We start from the raw sequence: 21,114 nt of genomic DNA, 5'->3' as shown, positions 1-21,114 counted from the left end.
TTGCCTACGCAAAAGGCGTCGTTTAGGCTGGGCACTGAAATATTTGACGCTTAAACAATATAGGACGATTTGTATCAGTCTGACGCGCCTGGCCTGCCATGACCGACGTGAAGAAGCGGTCAAGTATCCCGGCGCAAGTCCTCTGCTGACAGTGATTGCCAGTTTCGGCACTTAGTTTGGAGACCATGATGACGGGAACGAAGACCACGCAACGCAAAGCCATCGCCGTACTGGGCGCCGTCGCCGCAGCCGCCGCGATGTTCGCATCGACCGGGGCGCACGCCCAGGTGAAGATCGGTTTCATCGGTACGCTCTCCGGCCCCGGCGGCGCGCTCGGGCAGGACCAGTACGACGCCTTCATGCTCGCCGTCGAGCAAAAGGGCGGCAAGCTCGGCGGCGTGCCGGTGCAGGTCATCAAGGAAGACGACCAGCTCAAGCCCGACGTGGGCGTGCAGGCCGCGCAGAAGCTCGTGGAGCGCGACAAGGTGTCGATCATCACCGGCGTGACGTTCTCGAACGTGATGATGGCCATCCACAAGAACGTGACGAACGCGGGCGTGGTCATGGTCGGCTCGAACGCCGGCCCGACGCCGATCGCCGGCGCGCAGTGCTCACCGAACTTCTTCTCGACCTCGTGGGACAACGACGAGCTGCACGAGGCGGGCGGTCAGCTCTCGACCGATCTCGGCTACAAGAAGATGTACGTGATGGCGCCGAACTATCAAGCCGGACGCGACGCCGTGAACGGCTTCAAGCGCGACTACAAGGGGCAGATCGTCGACGAGGTGTACACCCAGGTCAATCAGCCGGACTACTCGGCCGAAATTGCCCAGTTGCAGGCCGCCAAGCCCGACGCCGTCTATGTGTTCTATCCGGGCGGCATGGGCGTGAACTTCGTCAAGCAGTACCGCCAGGCCGGCTTGCTCGGCAAGATCCCGCTGATCTCGGTGTCGACCATCGACGGCTCCACCCTGCCCGCGCTCAAGGAACTGGCCGTGGGGGCGATCACCAGCGCGCCGTACTCGCCGGATCTCGACAACGCGCAGAACAAGCAGTTCGTCGCGGCCTTCCAGAAAAAGTACAACCGCGTGCCCTCGATGTACGCCGCGCAGTCGTATGACGCGGCCAACCTGATCGACTCCGCGCTTGCCAAGACCAAGGGCAGCGTGGCGGACCGCGAAGCGCTGCGCACCGCGCTCAAGGCGGCCGACTTCGCGTCGGTGCGCGGACCGTTCAAGTTCGCCAGCAACCAGTTCCCCGTCGCGCAGTTCTATCGCGTGGACGTGGTGAAGGACGCCTCGGGCGCCGCCTTCGCCACCAAGGGGCAAATCCACATCAAGACGCGCGCCGATCTGGCCGCACAGTGCAAGATCAAATCGTAAGCTGCTGCGCATTGCATGGTGGGGCCGTCGTGGCTCACGATGTCCCGCCATGCGTGATGTGAACTGCTGGACCGGCACACGGCGAGCGCGCCCCGCGCGCGGGATCGCCGCGGGCCGCTGCTGAAGTGTCCGTGGCCCCCACCGCCACCGTCACCGCCGTTGCACGACCCGGGCCATACCGGAGCACCATCGAGGGTTTATGAAGCGCTACCGCAATTTCGACGACGCCGAGCTGGACGTTCAATACAACGCTCGCGCCACCACGCCGAACATTCTCGACATCCTGGAACAGTACGCCGCCGACAGCGCGCATGCCCGCGCGACCACGCCGTGCGTCCTGGATGTCGCCTACGGGGAGCATCCCGACGAAACGCTGGACATCTTTCCCGCGCCCGCGCCCGGCGCCCCCGTGTTCTTCTTCGTGCACGGCGGCTACTGGCGCGCGCTCAACAAGAGCGATTCGAGCAACATGGCGCCCGCCTTCACACGCGCCGGCGCCACGGTGGTCGCCGTCAACTACTCGCTCGCGCCGGGTGCCTCGCTCGACACCATCGTCGACCAGACCCGACGGGCGCTCGCGTGGGTGCATCGCCACATCGGCGAGCACCACGGCGACGCGCGCCGCATCCATGTCTGCGGCAGCTCGGCCGGCGGCCACCTGGTGGGCATGCTGCTTGCCCACGGCTGGCACGCGGCATACGGCGTCCCCGAGAACGTGATCGCCGGCGCGGCGCCGCTCTCCGGCCTGTTCGACCTCACGCCCATTCCGTTCACGCACATCAATGAATGGATGAAGCTCTCCGAGGAAGACGCCCGCCGCAACAGCCCGTATTTCCAGTTGCCCTCGCACGGCTGCCCGCTGGTGGTGTCGTACGGCGAGACCGAGACAGCCGAGTTCAAGCGCCAGACCGACGACTACCTCGCGGCGTGGCGCGCCAGAGGCTTCGAGGGGACGTACGTGCCGATGCCCGGCACCAACCACTTCGATATCGTACTCACGCTCAACGACGCCGCGAGCCCGCTCACGCAGGCCATCTTCCGCCAGATGGGGCTTCCCCGGGAGGCGACATGAGTCTCACGCTTTTCGTCATGCAGTGCCTGAACGGCCTGCAACTGGGCATTCTGCTGTTCCTGATGGCCGCCGGCCTCACGCTGGTTTTCGGCATCATGAATTTCGTGAACCTCGCGCACGGCTCGCTGTACATGATGGGCGCCTTCATCGCCGCCACCGTGTACAACCACACGGGATCGTTCGCGCTTGCCGCCGTGGCGATCGTGCCGGCCATGCTCGTCATCGGCCTGATCGTCGAGTTTGTCGCGCTCAAGACCCTTTACGACCGCGATCACCTCGACCAGGTACTGGCCACCTTCGGCCTGATCCTGTTCTTCAATGAACTGGCCCGGATGATCTGGGGGCCGTCGCCGTACTACATGGAAGTGCCCGAATGGCTCGCCGGCACGGTGAATCTGTTCGGCCTGGCGTACCCGGCATACCGCTTCCTCATCATCGTGGTGGGTCTTGCGGTGGCGCTCGGCTGCTATGTGCTCATCCACCGCACGCGCATCGGCATGCTGATCCGCGCCGGCTCCACGCACCGCCAGATGGTCGGCGCGCTGGGGGTGAACATTGTGCTGCTCAATTCGCTGCTGTTCGGCCTGGGCGCGATTCTCGCCGGGATTGCCGGCCTGATGGCGGGCCCGATCCTGTCGGTTCAGCCGGGCATGGGCGAGCCGATCCTGATTCTCACGATGGTCGTGATCGTGATCGGCGGCATCGGCTCGGTGCGCGGCGCGTTTCTCGCGGCGTTGATCGTCGGCGTGGTCGATACGGTCGGCCGAACGGCATTGTCCGCACTGCTGCGCAGCCTCATGGAGCGCAGCACCGCGGACACCGCCGGCCCCGCGCTGGCGTCGATGCTCATCTACCTTGTGATGGCCGCCGTGCTCGCCGTGCGCCCGCAAGGTCTCTTCCCGGTCAAACACGGCTGACGATGGAAACGATGGAAATGAAACTCAATCTTCGCACTGCCGTGCCCCTGTTGCTGCTGGCCGCGCTGGCGTTGGTGCCGCTTTACGCGACATACGCCCAGCAACCGTTCTATCTCACCCTGTTCGGGCGCATCGTCGTGTTCGCCATCGCGGCGGTCTCGCTCGACCTGATCCTCGGCTACGGCGGCATGGTGAGCTTCGGCCATGCGTTGTATCTGGGCCTCGGCGCCTATGTGGTGGGGATCCTCAGCTATCACGGCGTGGACAACGGCTTCGTGCATCTCGGCCTCACGCTGCTGCTGTGCGCGATCGTGGGTGCCGTGACCGGCCTGCTGTCGCTGCGCACCACCGGCATCGCATTCATCATGATCACGCTGGCGTTTGCCCAGATGTTCTACTTCCTTGCCGTGAGCCTGAAGCAGTATGGCGGCGACGACGGCCTGCCCGTCTCCGCCGGCAGCCGCTTCGGCAGCGTGACGCTCGACGATCCGGCCGTGCTGTATTACGTCGCGTTCGCCGTGCTGTGCCTGTGCGTGTGGGCCGGTCGCCGCCTCGTCGAGGCCCGCTTCGGCATGGTCATTCGCGGCGCTCGCCAGAACGACCGTCGCATGCGTGCGCTCGGCTATCCGACGCTGCGCTACAAACTCGTGGCTTACATCCTGAGCGCCATGGCCTGCGGCGTGGCCGGCATGCTCTACGCCAATCTCACGCATTTCGTCTCGCCCGCGTACATGGCGTGGACCGCCTCCGGCGAGTTGATCGTGATGGTCGTGCTCGGCGGCCTCGGATCGTTCTTCGGTCCGGTGCTCGGCAGCGCGGCCATGCTGCTCATCGAGGAGTGGCTCAAGGGCATGACCGAACACTGGATGATCATCTTCGGGCCGCTGATCGTGGTGGCCGTGCTCGTCTCGCGACGCGGCCTGTACGGCCTGCTCGGCGACCTTCAGGTGCGACTCTCGCGCCGCACCGGCACCGTGGAGGGCAAAGCATGAGCCTGCTTCGCGTGGACCAACTGGTCAAACGATATGGCGGACTGACCGCGACCGATCACTTCTGCCTCGACGTCGCGCCGGGCGAGCTGCACGCCATCATCGGCCCGAACGGCGCCGGCAAGAGCACGCTCATCGGCCAGCTGGCGGGCGAGCTGCGCTCCGACGAGGGCAGCATTCATTTCGACGGGCGCGACATCACCGCCATGCCCATCGAGCAGCGCGCCCACGCCGGGCTCGCGCGGTCGTACCAGATCACATCGGTGTTCCGGGAATTCACCGCGCTGGAGAATGTGATGGTCGCCGTGCAGGCCATGCAGGGGCATAGCTTCGGCTTCTGGCGTCCGGCCATCGGCGAAGCGTCGCTCGTCGAGCCCGCACGCGAGATCCTGGCGCGCGCCGGGCTCGCGACGCGCATGCACGTGCCGGCCAGCGCCCTGGCCCACGGCGAGCATCGTCAACTGGAACTGGCCATGGCCCTCGCCAGCCACCCGAAGCTGCTGCTGCTCGACGAGCCGATGGCCGGGATGTCGCAAGCCGAATCGGAACAGATGACGCATCTGCTCGCCGAACTCAAGGGCGATTACGCGATCGTGCTCGTGGAGCACGACATGGACGCCGTATTCGCGCTCGCCGACCGCATCACCGTGCTCGTCTACGGACGCGCCATCGCCTGCGGGACCGCTGACGCCATTCGCAACGACGCCGGCGTGCGCGAGGCCTATCTCGGGGATGACACCCGCAACGAAATGCTGGGAGCGACCGCATGAGCACATTGTTGTCTTTGTCCGGCGTCGAGTCGTATTACGGTGCGAGCCAGGCGCTGTTCGGCATGCATCTGGAGATCGAGCGCGGAACGTTCGTCACGCTGCTCGGCCGCAATGGCATGGGCAAGTCCACCACCGTCAAATCGATGACGGGACTTATGCGCCCGGCGCGCGGCGAGATCGTGTTCGACGGCCAGCCCGTGCATGCGAGCCCGTCGCATCGCATTGCACGGGCCGGGATGGGGCTGGTCCCCGAAGGCCGCCAGATATTCCCCACGCTCACCGTTCGCGAGAACCTCGTCGCGACCGCAGGCAATCGCCACGGCGCCAGCTCGCCCTGGACGCTGGAGCGCATCTACGGCCTCTTCCCGCGGCTTCGCGAACGCGAGAAGAACCTGGGCAGCAATCTGTCCGGCGGCGAGCAGCAAATGCTCGCGATCGGCCGCGCATTGATGACGAATCCGAAATTGCTCATTCTCGACGAAGCCACGGAAGGCCTCGCGCCGCTCATTCGGGGTGAAATCTGGCAATGCCTCAAGCAACTCAAAGGCAGCGGACTGTCGATCCTGTGTATCGACAAGAACCTCGCGCCGATGCTTGAGCTCGGCGACCGGCACTACATCGTCGACAAGGGCCGTGTGGCCTGGCAGGGCGACTCGGCGAGCCTGCGTCAGGCGCTGCCCGAGCTGCAGACCTACCTCGGCGTGTGAATGCGTGTGAATGCGTGTGGATGCGTGACAGTGCGCGTGAGCGCGCGCCACCGTGCGCGCCTCACTTTTTTGCGTACACTCCGCGGCACCCCGCCTGTACGAAGTGCGTAGTATTCGATAGGTGTCAGACGCGAAAATCGGGAGTGTTTTGTGAAAGCACCCAGCAGCACTGTGTGGTGCAATCGGCTCCGCTTGATTGCCTTAGCAAGCGTTCCGATTTCCAACATTCAGACTCCCGGGCAGGACTATGGCTTACTCAAATACGCCTTCGAATCCCTTCCGCTGGCTGCTCACGCAAGACACCGGTGCGCCACCGCCCACTGAGCCGGCACACGTCAAGAACGGCCTTCCAGCGGATCTTCCGCTCAACATCAAGGAGCTGCCTCGCACGCCGCTACCGAAACTGGAAGTATTCCCCGACGAACTCCTCGCGCTACGCAAGCATCTGGGCATGTCGCGCAACGTGTTCGCGCACTACCTGCGCACGAATCCGCGTACGCTGGAGAACTGGGAGCAGGGTCGCGCACGCCCCAACGCCCAGGCGGCGTGCCTGATTCGACTCGTGCAACAGAATCCGGGCCTGGTTTCGTCCCTCGCGCGACTCTGACGCGCATCTGATGCGGCGTTGTCACGCCGCGAGCGCCTTCGCCCCTCACCCCACGCGCAGTGCCTCCAGGGCGGTATGCCATCGACGACGTCAAGACATCGCGACGTGACGGCATACCGCCCTGTGGCGTTCGGACGATCGACACACGTTCACGGGCACGCGCGGTATTACGGAGTCAGGCCGCACACCTCACGAAGGCAGGCGACGAAGCGCTCGCAAGCGGGGCTTGGCGGCCTGTCGGTGCGCAGCGAATATCCCACGTCGCCGAAGCTGCCCGGCACGGTATCGGCCAACACCCGCAGCAGCCCCGATTCGACGAACGGCTTGGCGGCCGCGCGCGGCATGAGCACGACACGCGGGCTCTCCAGCATCAGGCCGATGTTGGTAAGCATCGAGAGGGATTCAACGACGTCCTCGGGCAACGCCAGTCCGGCGTCATGGAAGAGGCGCTCGGCGGCCAGCCGCGACGGCGACTCGGGCACCGGCAGGACCCACGCGCCTTCGCGCAACTGCGCGAGCGGCACTCGCTCGGGCGCATGGGCCCAATGGCGCTTGCCACCGACCACACAGAGCGATTCATTGAAGAGCACTTCGTGCGTGAGCGCGAACGCGTTGGCCACCGGTAGCGCACGCTCGGGCAAGCGGCCCACGACGATATCGAGGTCGCCGCTCGCGAGTGCCGGGAACAGTTGCGCGGTGGTGGCCTCGCGAACCGTGACCAGCACGCCCGGCGCGCGTCCCTTGAGCATGGCAATGGTGCGAGGCAGCAAATCGGCCGACGCGGAGATCAGCGTGCCCACGATCACGTGACCGCTGGTGCCGGCGCTGAACGCATTGACCTCGTCGGTCAGGTAACGCAGTTCGGCCATCAGCGATTTCACGCGATGGCCGAGCAACTCACCCAGTTCGGTGGGCTGCATGCCGCGATTGCTGCGCACGAACAACGGGCCCTCGAAGCAGGCCTCGAGTTCGTGCACGATCTTGCTCACGGCCGGCTGCGTGAGTCCCGTTTCATTGGCCGCGCGCACGAGCGAGCCCGTCTCGAGCACGCGGTCGAAGACCTGGAGTTGATGGAACTTGAGCTTGCGTCCGAGGTTGAGGGCGGTCCAGGGAAGTGATCGCATTGGCGTCCTGTCAGGCCGCCGCCGCGGAGCCTGTCGGCGTGAGCGGCGAGTGCGGCGCGGGAGCGGGCTCGACCGGCTCCGACGACAGGAACGCCGTCACGAACTCCTCGAGCATGGCGATGTCGGGCAGCGAAGCCGGGTTGACATGATGATTGACGAGGCACCCGTCGAACGTCAGCACCAGGATGTCGACCAGACGCGCGCGTCGCACACTGTCACGAGCCAGGCTCGGGGCGCACGCGGCCAACATGCCCGACAGGCGTTCGCGAAACCACTGCAACAACGCCGGATCGTACGGGTCGCCGGGGCTGACGGTGGCCAACGCCTGGACCAGATTGTGCGAGAAGCCGTTATCGAGCCGCGGCAATTGCACCAGCGTGCCGGCCAGCAGCGTGCGCATGCGGGCATGGGCCCCGTGTGCGGCCAGAACGTCCGCCTCTATCGCGGTGACGCGCGCCTTGAACCATTTTTCGTAAACACAGAAGAAGACTTGCAGCTTCGCCGTGAAGTAGCTGTAGATGTTCGCGTGCGAAATACCTGCGCGCTTGGCAATCTGCACCATCGTGGTGTCGACATACCCTTTTTCCAGAAATAGGGCCTGCGACGCCTCCAGGATGGCCTGACGAATGTCTTCTTTCTTGACTTGTGGCATGTGTGAGCCTGCACGGATAGGCCGGGCACCTTGATCGAAATTTCTCAACGTCCACTGAAGCGCATACCGAACGTCAGCGCGCACAGTATGCCAGCGCAAAAGCCCCTTGCGGCGAAAACTAAGCGCAAACACTCCCCCGGACTTTCCCGGTGTTTAAACGCATTCGACGTGAATTGCGATGACAGACATCGCGTATTACGCCGTCTTGCCGCGCAATGTGCGCATGAGCGCCGGACGACCGACGAGGCGTCCGGACCGTGAAACGGCCGCCCCGAGATACTTCAAAATTGAACTGTTTCGATGTCATGTTTCTCGCCGCGGACATGAGCGCGCTGCGGGCCGGCTTCGCACATGCGTTCGTATATTTCAACGAATACGGAATTGACGATTCCCCTCGCATCGAATGTCGCGCTGTCGCGCGTCGCTACCTACATCACACCTCCGCCGTTTGCCGACAGCGCGATGTCGGAGCATTCCTACATTAATTCGGACTACATCGCATACCTTGCATGTGAGCGTTCGGCGTTGCGTCTGCCCTATCGAGCGCACCGGCCGGAAACGCCCGCCCTGCGGCGCGTCCCAGGGCGATTACAAACGCTTACAAGATCCGGCGATCCAAATTTCGCAACTTGCGTCCAACATGGGTCGGCAAGCGATGCTGGTCGGATGACGTTGGCGGCGCGGTGCTCGATGGCTGCGTCGACGGCCCAGCCGAATCGCCCTTGCTTTTTCGAATCCATGATGACGACGAGTGGGACGAACACCGCTCTCGCAAGGAGGTCATGATGCGAACGAATGCTGAGAACCGCGCCCCATTCACCGCCAGGACGGTGGCGGCCATAGGACTGGCGGCCCTGATGCTGGCGACGGCGGGCTGCGCATACCAGGCGCCGCCCCAGCCACGCCTGCCCTATCGAGGTAACGAACCGACGAATCCGGCGTACCAGCCCAATTGCGGACCGCCGCCGTATGCGCCGGGCTCGGCGTGCAGCCCGTATGCCGCACCGCCTCCGCCGGTTGCCCCGGGCACCGACGCCTACGGGCGCCCCTACCCGCCGACGGATGCTTCGGGCAGGCCGTACGCGTCCGATGCCCAGGGCCGTCCGTATCCGCCACCGCCCCCGCCTCCGGCCTACCAGGAATCGAATCCGGCAGGCGGCGCGGGCGCACCGGAGCCGGGGTCGGCCACCGCGCACTGACGGGTCCGTCGATGTGCGTCGAACGACATCGATGCGCCGTCCCCGGCGGGATCGTCGAGCACCGCTTTCATCAAACGGCAGGCCGCCCGGACACGACGACCTGCGAATACCCGGGGGCCTCGCCCCTTTGAAGGAGCCATGCGTCATGAAAACCACACAACGATGGATCTCGCACCTCTCGCATTTTTCCCGTAAGGCGGCCCCGGTGCTCGTAGGCGCCGCGCTCGTCGGCACGCTGGCCGGCTGCGGCGGCATGACGCCGCGCGAGTCGCGTAACACCGCGGTCGGCGCCGGCGTCGGCGCGCTGGGTGGTGCGCTTATCTCCGGCGGCGACCTTGGCACCACCGTGGGCGGCGCCGTCGTGGGCGGTGTGATCGGTAACGTCATCACGAACGATCGTCGCCGCTACTGACGGCTGACGGGCCGTTCCCGGGCGGCAGCGTGCTCGCCGGGCGAGCCACGCGCCGCCGTCATTGCTCAAGCCATAAGGAGAAGTGCGACATGACATCCCAAGTGACACTCCGCCAACGATCGCTTCGAACGCTGTCCGCGCGTCGGCTCGGTCGCCGCACGCTCGCGGCAGCCGCCCTGTGTGTCGGCGCGGCGGCACTCACGCTCGCCGCCGTGCCGGGCTATGCACAGCAGGCGCGCGCCCCGATCAACGGCGTGGTACCGACCACCCCGGTGCCACCGCCCCCGCCGGCTGCGGCACCAGGGGCACAAGGCCCTGACTATGGCGACGCGGCCGATCAGAACGCCGCATTGGGGCTCTATTTGCAGCGCTCGTTCGACGTGATCGACGCGAACCACGACGGCAAGATCGATCGCAATGAATGGGCCGCCTACCAGCGCAATCAGTTGCAGGCACGCCGCGCAACCTTCGAGCGCTACTTCAGGGCGGCCGACAAGGACGGCGACGGCTATCTGAGCCGCGACGAAACGGCGGCCGCCGAGCCCTTCCTCTACCAGCATTTCGACCAGATCGACGTGAATCACGACGGCAAACTCTCCCCGGCGGAGATTCGTGCGTTCTTCCGCCGTTACTACCACGAACGGGAGCAGGCCGACGCAGCGACGACCAAACCCTGAGCGCGCGCCCGGGCTCGCAAGCCCCTGCAAGCGAAAGGGAGCGAAGGGGTTGGCGAAAAGCAAAACGCCACGGCAAGCCGTGGCGTTTTGTACTTGCAGCCCCGGGGCCGCGACAACGAGTCACTGCCCCTCGATGGCGGCGCGGCCTGTTGCTGCCGCGTACCGCCCCCACCCATTACACGTGGAAGAACTCAGCGATGATCGCCGCGCCGAGGAACGTCCCGGCGTTGGCCAGGAACGACACGACCACGATACGCCAGCCGAGGCGACGGAACGCGGGAACGTCCTTGGCAACCGACAGACCGGCGTAGGTCAGCATCGGCGTGACGAGGGCCAGGAAGTTGATCTTGCCCGTGAACTGTTCGACCACTGGCGCGAAGGGGAACGCGGGCGAGGTCAGGAACATCGCGATCAGCGACACCCAGCATACGGCCGGCACCTTGCGGCGCGTGACGAAATACAACGCTTCGCCGACGATCACGGCGCAGATGATGATCAACATGCCCGGAACGCCGTCGAGGAACGGCGTCTTGAAGGCCATGCTGTTGCCCACGAGCGCCAGTGCGCCCGAGAACACCCACGCGAACAGACGCGCACCGAAATTCATTTCGACGGTGTGCGCAGTGCTGGCCTGCTTGAGTTCCTTGGCGGCTTCGGCGTCGGCCACGGCAGCGGCTTCCGCGTTGGCGCGACCGCGCTTGCTGATACGGCCGAGCACCGGCTCCATCACGCGGTAGCCCCACACGGCGAGCGGCAGCGAGATGAACAACGTGAAGTACGTGCCAATGGTCGTCGTGATCAGGTTCGACGCCGCCGCGAACGTGGCGACTTCCTTCGCGACTTCCGGCGTTTGTTGCGCGGCGATGGCGCCGGCTGCGGCCGCCATCATCGAGCCCGAGCCCACGCCGGCGCCCATGGCAAGCGAGTGCGGATGGAACAGGTTCAGACTGGCGACGAAGCCGGCGAACAGCGAAATGAACACGGCGCCGAAAACCGTGCCGGTCAGGTACTCGGCCAGGACGCCGCGGCCTTCGGGCGAATCGAAGCCGTACTTTTCACCGATGATGGCCAGGCTCGGCTCGCGGCCGACCGAGAAGGTCGCACCGATCGCTTCGCGCTTGATACCGAGCATGAGCGCGACCGGCAGGCCCAGAATGATCGTGCCCACGAAGTGGCCGAACTCCTGGAACACCAGCGCCCAGCCGGCAGCCACGAGCTTGGGCAGCGAACCGCCCACGAGCAGGCCGAGCTTCGCCACGAACAGCAGCAGTGCCGGTTGCAAAATGGCGGCCGCCTTGTGCTGCAACGGCAGGTCGATCTGCGCGAAGCGCGGCAACCGCGCCTGTGCCAGACCCAGCGCCGCGCCGAGCAACAACGCCCAGACCATCGGCAACAACACGATCTTGCCGTGACCGGCGCTGATGCTGATCGCCCCGATCAGCTCCGCGATCACGAGGATCACGATAGCCCATACGTACAGGCGCACGCCATCGCTGAAGGCGCCCCCTTGCGGCTTTGCCGCGTTTTGTTCCATGACTGCCATCTGGGTCTCCACTGCACTTGCTATTGAACCGGTCCGGTGCCGTCCGGTTGCCCGGAAGATGCGCGAACATTTCGGTGGTTAAGGAAATTCGGCGCGCCGCTCACCGGGTTGCGAAACCCGGCGAACGCACCCCACGGCGCCATTCGGCACTGCGGCACTGCGCATCAACAACCACGCCTTACCCAATGCGCTCGCCATATTGGCGCGCCTCGGTGACAGCAACAGCGTTCCGCGCCGAACCACCCGAGGGCGGCATTATACGCGGTCAAAATCACCGTTCCGGCCGCTTGTCCCGCGGGCTGAAACGGCCGCATGCCGGACGGGGCCTCACGACCGATGTCCGGCACACTTCCAACATTTCTCACACCTTTACGATGCATCCGCGAACGCGGAACGCACGATGACAGCCCATTTGCGTGGGAATCAGACGTAACCGAACGGCGTGGCCGGATTCGCGGCCGTCTCGACCCACACGCTCTTCGTCTGCGTGTACTCATACAACGCTTCCACACCGCTCGAGCGGCCATAGCCGCTGTGGAGGTATCCGCCGAACGGCGAGGCGACGTTGATCGTCTTGTAGCCATTGATCCAGAACGTACCGGCGTTGACCTGCGACGCGACACGGTGCGCACGGGCCACGTCCTGCGTCCAGACGGCGCCGGCCAGGCCGAATTCGCTGTCGTTGGCGATCGCGAGCGCTTCCTCTTCGGTGTCGAACGGAATGGCCACCACCACCGGGCCGAAGATTTCGGTGCGCGCCACGCCCATCGCGTTGTTCGCATCGGCCAGCACGGTCGGGCGCACGAAGAAGCCGCCGTCGCCGCGCTGCTGCGACCCGGCCGCCAGACGCGCTCCGCCCGCGACGCCCGCGTCGATCATGTTCATCACGTGCTGATACTGCGTTCGGTTGCAGATCGGGCCGACTTCGGTGGCATCGTCGAGCGGCTCGCCCACGCGGATCTGCTCCGCGCCGCGCGCCAGCATCTCGATCATGCGGTCGTACACGCCGCGCTGCACCAGCAAACGCGAACCGGCCACGCAGCTCTGCCCCGCACTGGAGAAGATGGCGGCCTGCGCGCCCAGGCAGGCGCGCTTCAGATCGGCGTCGTCGAAAACGATGTTCGCCGACTTGCCGCCCAACTCGAGCACGCTAGGCAACAGGCGTTGCGCGGCGGCCGCGGCAATCTTGCTGCCGGTCGCGGGCGAACCGACGAACACGACCTTCTTGACCACCGGATGCGAAATGGCGGCCTGCCCCGTGGTGTGACCGAAGCCTGCCAGCACGTTGATGAGCCCGCGCGGCACGCCGGCTTGCTCGGCCAGCGCCGCCACGACGAGCGAGCTCGCCGGGGTGAGTTCCGACGGCTTGAGCAGCACGCCGTTGCCCATGGCGATGGCGGGCGCGAGCTGCCAGCCGCAAGTAAACACGGGCGCGTTCCAGGGGGTGATCTGCAGCACCACGCCCATGGCTTCACGGCGCGTGTAGTTCAGGTGCGTGCTCGGCACCGGGATCACGTCGCCGAAGAATTTGTCGGTCCAGCCGGCGTAGTACTCGAACATCTCGGCTACCTTGCCGACCTCGCCGCGGCAATCGCGGATCGGCTTGCCCGCGCCGATCGATTCGAGCTGGGCGAGCGCCTCCGCGTTCTCGCGAATCTTTGCACCGACGGCCTGCATCACGCGACCGCGCGCGGCATGCGTGAGCGCCCACCAGGTCTTTTGCGCGGCCTGCGCGGCATCGGCCGCCTGCGCAACGACCGCGGCGCCGGCGTCGCGATAGGCCAGCACTTTCTGCCCGCTGGCCGGGTTCACGATATCGATGTCGGCGTCGCCCGCGCCTTCGACGAGTTCACCGTTGACGTACGAGCCGATGGTGGTGGCGTTGGGAAAGAATTTGTGGAATGCGCCGAGCAACGCGGCGGCTTGTTGGTCTGCCATGAGAAAACTCCGTGCGATGCACCTCGCGGCGCATCGTCCTATGCAAAACTGAAGAGATCGAAAATCGGCCGTGACGATTCACGTCACCGCGCCCGCTTCAAAACAGCCGGCCCCGGCCGACGCTCACGCCCGTCCCGGCTCGATGAACTGCACGATACGGTTGAAGTCCTCGTCGTCGCCCACCGTCGCGGCACTCGCCGCCCAGAGGCGGCCGACCTCGGCCGACAACGGCCCGGTCGCGAGCGTCCCCGCCTGCTCCGCGAGGGCCATCGCCAGACGCACGTCCTTGCGCATGAGCTTCATCGTGAAGCCCGAGTCGAAGGCGTCGTTGAGGATCCACGTCGGATAGTTGGTTTGCGTCACACCGCTGCGGCCCGAGCCAGCGTTCAGCCCCTCGAGCACTTGTTCGGGCGCGACGCCGGCAGCGGTTGCCAGGCGCATGGCTTCACCGGCCACGATCAGATGCGCCGCGCACATCAGGTTGTTGATGAGCTTGGTCACGTGGCCCGCGCCCACATCGCCGATGTGCACACGCTTGGCCGACATCGCCGCGAGCACCGGCTCGATACGTGCGACGTCCTCGGCCGCGCCGCCCAGCACCATCGTGAGCGCGCCGTTGAGCGCCCCCTTCGGTCCGCCCGACACCGGTGCGTCGACCAGCGCGATGCCCTTCTCGCGCAGCGTGACGGCCAGCGCCCGGGTGCTCTGCGGATCGGCGGTCGAGGTGTCGATCACCACCAGCCCTTCGCGGCCGTTCGCGGCGATGCCGTCGGCGCCGTTGACCACGGCCTCGACCACTTGCGAGGTCGGCAGCGACAGCACGAGCGCGTCGGCTTCGCGTGCGAGTTCGGCCACCGACCCGCGCAGGCCGATGCCGGCGTCGGCCAATGCCGCGCCCGCGGCCGGCGACGGGTCGAAGCCGAGCACCGTGAAACCGCCGCGCTGCAACGACAGCGCCATGCCGCGTCCCATGTTGCCCAGTCCGACCACTCCGATGATTTTCATGTTGACTCCAAATTGACTGCGAGGATAACGCCACCCCCACGGGCGACGTCGCTTGCTTCGCGCGCCGCCCCGGGACGGCCCACGTCAGGACATGTCCTGGGAATACTTCAATGCGGGTGGTTCACGAACTCCAGCACGACGTTGCCCGCGAATTCGGGCTCCACGACCAGACCGTGCTCGTTGTAGCCGTATGGCACGCCGTGCTCGCGCCACATCGCCTCGATGCGCGCCAGATCGGGGGCAAGCAACGTGATCGCCACCGCATGCGTGCGTGTGCCCTGTGCCATCGGCAGGCCCACCGCGGCATAGCGCGCCTCGGCGCGTTGCGGCGACATCGCGAGCAGTTGGCCGCAGCCGGTGTCGGCCACCGCGCCCCCGTCGTACAGATCCACATGACGCGCGCCGTAGAGGCGCTGCCAGCGCGTGGCGAGCTGACGCAGCGCCGTCGCGTCCGGCGTCACGTACGTGATGCCGACAATGGCGCTCACGCCGTTCGGGTGGCGCTGCCACTCGGGCACCCAGATCAGTTCGGGGCGATGCTGGTGGCAAATGAAATTGGAGGCGTCGCCGAGCGTGTCGTCGAGGAACAAGCCCAGCGAGACGACCGCTTCGTCGGGCGTGCCGTCCGGCTTGCGCATGGCACGGCGGAAGTCGATGATGCCCTGCGTCTCGAGCCCGGCCTGGGCGAGACGCGACTGATCCGCCCGGGCGTCCTTGCTGTGCAGTGCCACGAGCGAGACGCCCTCCTCCCGGGCGAGAAAGCTTCCGAGATAGCGTCCGAAACAGAAGTCGCCCACCGCGTTCGTGCCGAACTTCGCGGGATCGTCCACGCCGATCAGTTCGATGAAGTTGTCCGCGAACATCATGAGCGAGGTGACCGTGCCCCACGGGTGATACGACACCGGCGACGGCGAGAAACCAAGTCGCGCGTAGTGCGCGAGGCGTCTCGGGTGGTCGTGAACGGTGACCAGCGGATGATCGATGCCGAATCGCGTGTTTCGCGGAGGAATCATCGGGGTCTCCTGTGGAATCGTTCGTGGGTCCCGCGCCGCTCATGCATCGCGGCGCATGCCATCTGGCGCGGAATCGGGCCGCCGTCGCCCGGCCTCGCCTGGGTTCGGGGCCGGGCGATGGGGCCGATCCGCATGTTTTGCAGTGTGGATTGAAAAAAAACGACGCTCAATGACAACGCTTGAAGATTTTTGTTCTAAAAATTAGTCTTTAGGCTATGACACCCGCCATCAACGAGAGCCGTCTGGCCTATTTGTACGAAGCCGTCCAGTGCGGCACGGTACGTGCCGCCGCCGACCGGCTCGACATCGCCCCGTCCGCCGTGAGTCGCCAGATCGCCCTGCTCGAGGCCGAACTGTCGCTACCGCTCATCGAACGCCACAAGCGCGGCGTGCATCTCACGCAGGCGGGCCGCCTGCTCATGGAGTACTACCGGGAGCAACGCGCCCACCAGGAGGACTTGCTTGCCAAGCTGCAGGAAGTGCGCGGACTTCGGCGCGGGCATATTCGACTGGCCGTTGGCGAGGGGTTTGTCAGCGATCTGATGGGCCCGCCGCTGCAGTATTTCTGCAGGCGCTACCCGGACATCACGCTCACCCTCGATCTGGCCGGCACCAACGAAGTGATGCGCCTGGTTGCCGAGGACGACGCGGATATCGGGCTCGTCTACAACCCGCCGGCGGAGCCCAAGATCGTTTCCCGGGCGCAGTTGCGCCAACCCGTGCACGCCATCGTCGCGCCCGATTCGCCGCTCGTCGCACGCGCGGCCCAGGCGGGCGCCTTGCGTCTGGACGAGCTCTACGACGTGCCGCTCGCACTCATGCACGGGGCCTACGGCACCCGCCAGATGATGGAAATGGCCGAGCAGTCCGAAAAGCGCCGGCTCTCGCCCGCGGTCACCACCAACTCGATTTCCGTGCTCAAGCACTTCGTTCGCGCCGGATTGGGCGCGACGTTCCTGCCCGCGTTCGCGGTGTCGCAGGAGATCGAAGCCGGCATTCTGAGTGCGCTGCCGATCGATCACCCGATCCTCAATCGCGCCGAGGCGCATCTCGTCACCCGCGCGGGCCGCCGGCTTTCCGGGGCGGCCAATCGGCTGCTCACGCATCTGGCAAGCAAGATGGAAGCCTTCGGCGCGCCGGATTGAGGCGCCTGCGGGCCACGCGGGCGACCGCCCGGCAAGCCGGTGCGGCGCCGCGCCGATGCCGACGGCCTTGTCGGCCGTTGCACTGACGGCGGTTTCGGTTGCTGGCACGCAACAATCCGGCGACTAAGCCTTTACCCGATGTTGCAGGCGTGAGAATTCAGCTATAAAGAAGCCATCCGGGCGTCGCGCGCAAAGTTATCTCGCAGTACAAGACATCGATCATCTTGGCGCGCCTCGCCAGCCGATTCCGGTCGCCGGACGGCCCCTGCGTGTCACGTGAGCGTCATTCCGACGGCGCGTGGCAGCACGCCGAAGACGGCCTCACGCCAGTGGACTGCCATGAAAACGATCTCTGACGACCAGAGCGTGCCGGCATCACTCGCAACCGCCCGCACGCTCCCGTGCGGCGCCCGTTGCCCAGGCGTTTCCGCTTGCCGATTTCTCGTCACTCGTAACGAAAATTCAGGCTTTCCCGAGCGTCTCCTGCCTCGCCCCGAAACGGGCGATGGCCGACGACGACGGGCATAACCACGCGAGAAAGGTGCGGGGCAAAACGCAACCTGGGGAACAGACCATGAAAAAGAAGCTCATCGCAGCCAGCCTGCTGTGCGGCATCGGCTCGTTCGCGCACGCACAGTCGAGCGTGCAACTTTATGGCCGTGTCGATGGCGGCTTCCAGTTCATGAACAACCTGCAGGACGGCAACGGCGGCACGACGTCGCGCTGGAGCGCTCAGGGCGGCGACTTCGGCACCAGCCTGTTCGGCCTGCGCGGATATGAAGATCTCGGGCAGGGATTGCATGCGGTATTCAATCTGGAAGGCGGCTTCCAGTTGATGAACGGCTACAACAACAACGGTTCCGGCTCGATCTTCGATCGGCGTGCCCTGGTCGGCTTCAATTCCCGCTCGTGGGGTCAGCTCACGCTCGGCCGCAACCTGTTCATCAGCAATGGCGTCTGGGATTTCGATCCCTTCCAGCAGCAGGCCTTCTCGTCGGCATCGCTCGTGCGCGGACGCAACTGGCCGCAAGCGAGCAATACCGTCAATTACCAGAGTCCGAACTGGTACGGATTCGATATCGCCGGCCAATACGCATTCTCGAATATCGCCGGACAGTTCAACAACGGGCGTGGCATGGGCGCCCAGTTGACCTACACGCACGATCGTTTCCAGTTGCGCGCGTTGTATGACGAAATTCGCGACACCAACGGGCGATTCACGGACGTGTTCGCCACCTCGCGCGAGTATTTCGCGGGAGCGAATGTCTTCCTGAATCGCTTCACGATCTCGCTGGGCTACACACACATGTCGGCGCCTGACGCCCCCGCCCCCGATTTCGCCACGCGCGCCGATCACTACTGGGCCGGGGTGAAATGGCAGGCGACGGCCGTGTGGGCGGCCAACGCGGCGGTCTACCACGTGAACGTGCCGGGCGGTTTCGGACACGCGACAATGTTCGAGCTCGGCACCACGTACAACCTGTCCAAACGCACGTTCCTGTATGGCACCGTCGCCTACGTGAAGAACAGCGCCAACCAAAGCTTCTCAGTCGCCGCCATTCCGAGCGACTCGCTTGACAACCCGCCGCCAGGCAAGAGCCAGACCGGCGCCTACATCGGGGTGTCGCACTCGTTCTGAGCGCATGCGGCGCTGTTGACTTGCGCGTCGCCGGGCAACGGGTGCCAGCGCCCGTCGTCCGCGCCCACGGTGCCGTCCACCATGAAAAAACCCGCCGCGCCCTTTCAGGCGCGACGGGTTTTTCGTCGCTCGTTCAGACCGCATCGCGGCCTCTCGCGCTGTCCTACGCCACCGGCTTGCGCTTGGGCTTGAGGTCGGTGCTGTCGATTTCCTCGAGGACATCGCGGAACTCCGCAATGTCTTCGAAGCTGCGATACACGGAGGCAAAGCGGATATAGGCGATCTTGTCGAGGCGCTTGAGTTCGCGCATGACCAGTTCGCCGATACGCTGGCTCATCACTTCGCGCTCCGCGCCGGCCAGCAGCTTGTATTCGATGCGCGCAATCGCGGCATCCATCGCTTCGGCACTCACGGGGCGTTTGCGAATCGCCAGTTGCATACTCGCACGCACCTTCGCGCGATCGTACTCGGCCCGGCTGCCGTCTTTCTTGACGACCGCGGGCATGGCAAGTTCGACACGCTCGTACGTGGTGAATCGCTTGTCGCACGACGGGCATTTCCGGCGTCGCCGAATGGCGGCGCCGTCTTCCGCTTCACGCGAGTCGATGACCTGCGTGTCGTCGTGCCGGCAGAACGGGCAGCGCATGCGTGCGACGCCGTCGGCTTAGCCGTAGACCGGGAAGCGCTTGGTCAACTCGGCGACCTTGGCGCGGACCGTGGCCAGCGTTTCGGCGTTTTCCGGGTTGTCCAGCACGTCGGCGATCAGGTTGCCGACCAGCTCGGCTTCAGCTTCCTTGAAGCCACGCGTGGTCATGGCCGGCGAGCCCAGACGCACGCCGCTCGTCACGAACGGCTTTTCCGGATCGTTCGGAATGGCGTTCTTGTTGACGGTGATGTGCGCTTCACCCAGCGCGGCTTCGGCAGCCTTGCCGGTGATGTTCTTGGCGCGCAGGTCGACCAGCATCACGTGCGATTCGGTCTTGCCCGACACGATGCGCAGGCCACGCTTGACCAGCGTCTCGGCCAGCACGCGTGCGTTCTTCACGACTTGTTCCTGATACGCCTTGAATTCCGGCGTGGCGGCTTCCTTGAACGCGACGGCCTTGCCGGCGATCACGTGCATGAGCGGGCCACCCTGGATTCCCGGGAAGATCGCCGAATTGATGGCCTTCTCGAACTCGGCCTTCATCAGGATCACACCGCCGCGTGGGCCGCGCAGGCTCTTGTGCGTGGTGGTCGTCACGAAATCGGCGTGCGGCACGGGGTTCGGGTACACGCCCGCGGCGATCAGGCCGGCATAGTGCGCCATGTCGACCATGAAATAGGCGCCGACCGACTTGGCGATGCGCGCCATGCGCTCGAAGTCGATCTTCAGGGCGAAGGCCGATGCGCCCGCCACGATCATCTTCGGCTTGTGTTGCTGCGCGAGTTTCTCGGCAGCGTCGTAATCGATGTCTTCGTTCTCGTTCAGGCCGTAGCTCACCACGTTGAACCACTTGCCCGACATGTTGACCGGCGAGCCGTGCGTGAGGTGACCGCCGTGGGCGAGGCTCATGCCCATGATCGTGTCGCCCGGCTTGAGCATGGCGAAGTACACGCCCTGGTTGGCCTGCGAGCCGGAGTTCGGCTGCACGTTCGCGGCCTCGGCACCGAACAGCGCCTTCACCCGATCGATCGCCAGTTGTTCGACCACGTCGACATACTCGCAACCACCGTAATAGCGCTTGCCCGGATAACCTTCCGCATACTTGTTGGTCAGTTGCGAGCCCTGCGCTTCCATCACGGCCGGGCTGGTGTAGTTTTCCGACGCGATCAGCTCGATGTGGTCTTCCTGACGCTGGTTTTCCTTCTGAATCGCGGCCCACACGTCGGGATCGACGGCGGCAACGGTGGATTTCGATTTGTCGAACATGGCGGTTCCGTTGAATTGAACAGGTTTTCCGGGAGGGGATGGTGCAGCGCGCCTTCCTTTGTGCTTCGGAAGACGATAGACAGGGCAGCACCAACCATCACGGCTGCCCAGGCGAACGGCAAATAAGACCCCGGCGCTTCCCGGTGGGTTGATCCACCTCGGGCGCACAAGGCTGTGCACCCTAATCGCCAGTCACGCGGGGTTTGTGGCGTCAATAGTTTATGCGAGCTTGCGGCGTTAGGCAACCGGCTCGGAAACCCGCACCGCCACCCTGCAGAACGCCCCGTGACGCAACTGCGACAGCGCCGGCGCGGTGCCGCACAGACAGGCGATTTCAATGCTTCCGCCGCCGGACATGCCAATGATGGAAACCTTACGGCCCGGCGCCGACATGGTGCCGCGAAGGCCGCC

Annotated in this window: 19 protein-coding genes, 1 pseudogene and 1 riboswitch; of the genes and pseudogenes, 12 read left to right on the top strand and 8 right to left on the bottom strand. The window is 65.3% G+C overall.

Features of this window, described 5'->3' with window-relative positions; genetic code table 11:
• Nucleotides 1-188 precede the first annotated feature (188 nt).
• The 7 genes from W930_RS0122760 to W930_RS30615 all read left to right on the top strand — a co-directional run bounded on the left by W930_RS0122760 (nucleotide 189) and on the right by W930_RS30615 (nucleotide 6,444).
• Entirely contained in the window at nucleotides 189-1,382 is a 1,194-nt protein-coding gene (locus W930_RS0122760) for an ABC transporter substrate-binding protein (RefSeq protein ID WP_023595072.1), read from the top strand.
• A 199-nt stretch (nucleotides 1,383-1,581) separates the two neighbouring features.
• Nucleotides 1,582-2,454, top strand: a complete 873-nt coding sequence (locus tag W930_RS0122755; RefSeq protein ID WP_023595071.1) for an alpha/beta hydrolase — start codon at nucleotides 1,582-1,584, stop codon at nucleotides 2,452-2,454.
• Complete coding sequence (locus tag W930_RS0122750) at nucleotides 2,451-3,371, top strand: branched-chain amino acid ABC transporter permease (protein ID WP_023871860.1); 921 nt, start codon at nucleotides 2,451-2,453, stop codon at nucleotides 3,369-3,371. The genes W930_RS0122755 and W930_RS0122750 overlap by 4 nt, the downstream gene beginning before the upstream one ends.
• Nucleotides 3,372-3,388: 17 nt before the next feature.
• Nucleotides 3,389-4,363, top strand: a complete 975-nt coding sequence (locus W930_RS0122745; RefSeq protein WP_024788711.1) for a branched-chain amino acid ABC transporter permease — start codon at nucleotides 3,389-3,391, stop codon at nucleotides 4,361-4,363.
• Nucleotides 4,360-5,130 (top strand): ABC transporter ATP-binding protein, encoded by a 771-nt coding sequence (locus W930_RS0122740; RefSeq protein WP_023595068.1) that lies wholly within the window; start codon nucleotides 4,360-4,362, stop codon nucleotides 5,128-5,130. Before W930_RS0122745 ends, W930_RS0122740 begins: the two co-directional genes overlap by 4 nt.
• Nucleotides 5,127-5,837: an ABC transporter ATP-binding protein gene (locus W930_RS0122735; RefSeq protein ID WP_023595067.1), complete on the top strand. Its 711-nt coding sequence runs from the start codon at nucleotides 5,127-5,129 to the stop codon at nucleotides 5,835-5,837. The genes W930_RS0122740 and W930_RS0122735 overlap by 4 nt, the downstream gene beginning before the upstream one ends.
• 247 nt (nucleotides 5,838-6,084) lie before the next feature.
• A complete protein-coding gene (locus W930_RS30615) occupies nucleotides 6,085-6,444 on the top strand; it encodes a DNA-binding transcriptional regulator (RefSeq protein WP_023595066.1) in 360 nt (119 codons plus the stop codon).
• A gap of 167 nt (nucleotides 6,445-6,611) precedes the next feature.
• On the opposite strand, the gene W930_RS0122725 is transcribed toward W930_RS30615, so the two are convergent.
• Both W930_RS0122725 and W930_RS29350 read right to left on the bottom strand, forming a co-directional pair.
• Complete coding sequence (locus W930_RS0122725; RefSeq protein ID WP_023871861.1) at nucleotides 6,612-7,568, bottom strand: LysR substrate-binding domain-containing protein; 957 nt, start codon at nucleotides 7,566-7,568, stop codon at nucleotides 6,612-6,614.
• 10 nt (nucleotides 7,569-7,578) lie between these two features.
• The gene (locus tag W930_RS29350; protein ID WP_023595064.1) at nucleotides 7,579-8,220 is read right to left on the bottom strand and encodes a TetR/AcrR family transcriptional regulator; all 642 of its coding nucleotides are present in this window, start codon (nucleotides 8,218-8,220) and stop codon (nucleotides 7,579-7,581) included.
• A gap of 785 nt (nucleotides 8,221-9,005) precedes the next feature.
• Here W930_RS29350 and W930_RS30275 point away from each other — a divergent pair.
• The 3 genes from W930_RS30275 to W930_RS29345 all read left to right on the top strand — a co-directional run bounded on the left by W930_RS30275 (nucleotide 9,006) and on the right by W930_RS29345 (nucleotide 10,508).
• Entirely contained in the window at nucleotides 9,006-9,419 is a 414-nt protein-coding gene (locus W930_RS30275) for a hypothetical protein (protein ID WP_145929469.1), read from the top strand.
• 145 nt (nucleotides 9,420-9,564) lie between these two features.
• Complete coding sequence (locus W930_RS0122705; RefSeq protein WP_025250512.1) at nucleotides 9,565-9,831, top strand: glycine zipper 2TM domain-containing protein; 267 nt, start codon at nucleotides 9,565-9,567, stop codon at nucleotides 9,829-9,831.
• Between the two features lie 89 nt (nucleotides 9,832-9,920).
• Nucleotides 9,921-10,508: an EF-hand domain-containing protein gene (locus tag W930_RS29345; protein ID WP_051610670.1), complete on the top strand. Its 588-nt coding sequence runs from the start codon at nucleotides 9,921-9,923 to the stop codon at nucleotides 10,506-10,508.
• 175 nt (nucleotides 10,509-10,683) lie between these two features.
• Here the strand turns inward: W930_RS29345 and W930_RS0122695 are convergent, their stop codons facing one another.
• The 4 genes and pseudogenes from W930_RS0122695 to W930_RS0122680 form a co-directional block, all read right to left on the bottom strand.
• A complete protein-coding gene (locus W930_RS0122695; protein ID WP_023595059.1) occupies nucleotides 10,684-12,051 on the bottom strand; it encodes a DUF3100 domain-containing protein in 1,368 nt (455 codons plus the stop codon).
• A gap of 423 nt (nucleotides 12,052-12,474) precedes the next feature.
• Nucleotides 12,475-13,989: an aldehyde dehydrogenase family protein gene (locus W930_RS0122690; protein WP_023595058.1), complete on the bottom strand. Its 1,515-nt coding sequence runs from the start codon at nucleotides 13,987-13,989 to the stop codon at nucleotides 12,475-12,477.
• Nucleotides 13,990-14,112: 123 nt separating this feature from the next.
• A pseudogene (locus tag W930_RS0122685) lies at nucleotides 14,113-15,033 on the bottom strand (NAD(P)-dependent oxidoreductase); the annotation flags it as partial.
• Nucleotides 15,034-15,101: 68 nt separating this feature from the next.
• Nucleotides 15,102-16,007, bottom strand: coding sequence for a VOC family protein (locus W930_RS0122680; protein WP_023871867.1), 906 nt, complete (start codon nucleotides 16,005-16,007; stop codon nucleotides 15,102-15,104).
• Between the two features lie 215 nt (nucleotides 16,008-16,222).
• Between W930_RS0122680 and W930_RS0122675 the strand changes: the two genes are divergently transcribed.
• Nucleotides 16,223-17,152 carry a LysR family transcriptional regulator gene (locus tag W930_RS0122675; RefSeq protein WP_023595055.1) on the top strand — a complete coding sequence of 310 codons (930 nt, stop codon included), beginning with the start codon at nucleotides 16,223-16,225 and terminating at the stop codon, nucleotides 17,150-17,152.
• Nucleotides 17,153-17,726: 574 nt separating this feature from the next.
• Complete coding sequence (locus W930_RS0122665; protein ID WP_023871869.1) at nucleotides 17,727-18,791, top strand: porin; 1,065 nt, start codon at nucleotides 17,727-17,729, stop codon at nucleotides 18,789-18,791.
• Nucleotides 18,792-18,954: 163 nt separating this feature from the next.
• Here the strand turns inward: W930_RS0122665 and nrdR are convergent, their stop codons facing one another.
• Together nrdR and glyA are read right to left on the bottom strand one after the other, a co-directional pair.
• On the bottom strand, nucleotides 18,955-19,437 hold the full coding sequence (gene nrdR, locus W930_RS0122660) for a transcriptional regulator NrdR (RefSeq protein ID WP_023595053.1): 483 nt from the start codon (nucleotides 19,435-19,437) through the stop codon (nucleotides 18,955-18,957).
• Nucleotides 19,438-19,455: 18 nt separating this feature from the next.
• Entirely contained in the window at nucleotides 19,456-20,703 is a 1,248-nt protein-coding gene (gene glyA, locus W930_RS0122655; protein WP_023595052.1) for a serine hydroxymethyltransferase, read from the bottom strand.
• Nucleotides 20,704-20,801: 98 nt separating this feature from the next.
• Nucleotides 20,802-20,909: riboswitch (ZMP/ZTP riboswitch) on the bottom strand.
• Nucleotides 20,910-21,114 lie beyond the last annotated feature (205 nt).

The sequence above is a fragment of the Pandoraea sp. E26 genome (assembly GCF_000681415.1).
GTDB classification, from domain to species: Bacteria; Pseudomonadota; Gammaproteobacteria; order Burkholderiales; family Burkholderiaceae; genus Pandoraea; species Pandoraea pnomenusa.
The sequence above is the reverse complement of the archived record's forward strand: the minus strand, read 5'-3'. Positions and strand labels throughout refer to the sequence as shown.